Origin of the sequence: Bathymodiolus platifrons methanotrophic gill symbiont, assembly GCF_002189065.1 — a bacterium.
Lineage (GTDB): Bacteria > Pseudomonadota > Gammaproteobacteria > Methylococcales > Methylomonadaceae > Methyloprofundus.
In genome coordinates this window covers 1-1,922 of record NZ_BDMN01000356.1, presented here as the reverse complement: position 1 = coordinate 1,922, position 1,922 = coordinate 1, and the positions used below count along the sequence as shown (strand labels likewise).

Sequence of the window (1,922 nt, the reverse complement as noted above, 5' to 3'; positions counted from 1 at the left end):
GCAAAGCAGTTACCCAACATTGGTTCAAACTATTTTTTACGGGTGTATTGATAATATCAATACACGTAATAAGTGCAATTCCTCTTGGTATTGGTTTGATCTGGACTATACCGATGCATGTAGCGATACAAGGCATCCTTTATCGTAGAATTTTTGGGGTTGAGTCTGTTTAGCATATACAGGTCGTTATGGATAAAAGTGGCGCTAACTATGCAGGATTAGCCAATATTAACCTCTTGTTAATCCTAGCAGGGTTTACCACCATGATCGACATATTACAGGTTAAATATTTGAATAACATCATCGAACAGGATCACCGCTTTATCAAAAAAATAACAAAACCGATGATGGGCTTCAAAGCGTTTCACTCCGCTCAAGCAACTATTGCTGGAATTGAAACAGCACATATGATCCGAAAGGGACAATTGTCTGAGGAAAATATGCCTGCTTATAAGCAGTTTATGGCTTTAGCAGGATAGTTACGCCTGAAGACCAGGAGGTCTGCGCTTTTGATAATTATTGCGACAGAACCGTATTTTTAATACAAAAAACAGAAAATAGACCCGCTCAATGTAAGTAATTAGGGACAAATTTTAAAATACCGAATAGGACGAACCACAAACTTATTTCTTCTATTCCGTTCGTACTGCATTCCCTCATTTCCGAACCAGTAATGGCCGAAATTCTGAGCCCATGCTTTGGTCTTACCATTCGCCGATGAACTCCAGAAGTTACCGTCTTCACCTCGCTTATCATAAGATTCCCAAAAAGTATCAGAAAAACCAGAGTTATGTTTATACTGTAGATTATTGAACATTAAATCTAACTCTTCTTTTGATGGCAAGAACCAATCACTGTACCCCCCGTATTCATAATCAGATGCAATTTTAGCGGCGGAACTTCCTTTTTCTGTACTTGTACATCCAGCACTTAGAATGTCGGCAGTGTTTTGCTCGCCTGTGCCTACCCCTATTCCTAGCCCGAAAACATAAGCCCCCTTAAAAGCAACATCATTACATCCCCATTCTGCATTACCCTGATTCTTTGGGGCCGCTTCCATACCGTGCGAACCGTTTTCGTTTATATGAAATATAAAACCTCCCGCGGGCCCGATCCCCCCATCCCCATCATACACGCTATAATTATATGCCTCATCACACATATACACAGGTGGTGCGACATCTCTACCCATAACTTGCACTTCTGCTAAAGATAAGTAGTTTTTATCAAGTAGTTGGACTTTTACATAACGACCTTTCTTATCCACTATTTCATCTATTTCAATGATTTTTTTTCGATTAGGGAAGGTTCCGTGAAAAACTTTCTTATAAACAAGATTATTTTTGTCATCCAAAATAGCTACTTGATAATTAGTCAGCCTCTTTCTGCAGCAATCTTCGCGATTGTAAATGATGATTGTATCAATAATTTTATCCGAGCCTAAATCAACTTTCCACCAAGCGAAGAATTCTTTTTTAGTGTGGGTGAAATTATGAGCAGCCCAAGAGTTAACGCCATTAATCGAACTTATATAACCATTAACTGCCATTTCTGAGTGATACATATCACTCCTATAGTCACTAGACTGGGTAGTCTTTTTTCCAAGCGCTAAATTAACACTAGTAGCATGAGCAGTAGTGAAAAAAACGATAAAAACCGCTGTTAACAATAAAGCATGATTAAAACTTTTACTAAAATATGTAGTATTCATAATATTTCCTCAGAGAGTTTTTATACAAGGTGGATTCAACGCTCGGTTCTGTCGCAAGAACTTATTATGACGGTAAAGATTGGTCATAACGGACCTTTATGCAGCTAATGAATAAAACTGTCCTGCAGGAGACAAACCATCCCCTCGGAACATTTGTTCTTTTTTGATCATTTTCATTATATCAATACCTGCTAATGTTTTTTTGGGCGCT

1 protein-coding gene and 1 pseudogene are annotated in these 1,922 nt (G+C 38.3%); one reads left to right on the top strand and one right to left on the bottom strand.

Annotation, left to right across the window (positions count from 1 at the left end):
- Positions 1 to 179: 179 nt before the first annotated feature.
- Positions 180 to 479, top strand: a pseudogene (locus CDZ78_RS17445) (DDE-type integrase/transposase/recombinase); the annotation flags it as partial.
- Between the two features lie 101 nt (positions 480 to 580).
- Here the strand turns inward: CDZ78_RS17445 and CDZ78_RS17440 are convergent.
- The gene (locus CDZ78_RS17440) at positions 581 to 1,711 is read right to left on the bottom strand and encodes a galactose-binding domain-containing protein (RefSeq protein WP_087871127.1); all 1,131 of its coding nucleotides are present in this window, start codon (positions 1,709 to 1,711) and stop codon (positions 581 to 583) included.
- Positions 1,712 to 1,922 lie beyond the last annotated feature (211 nt).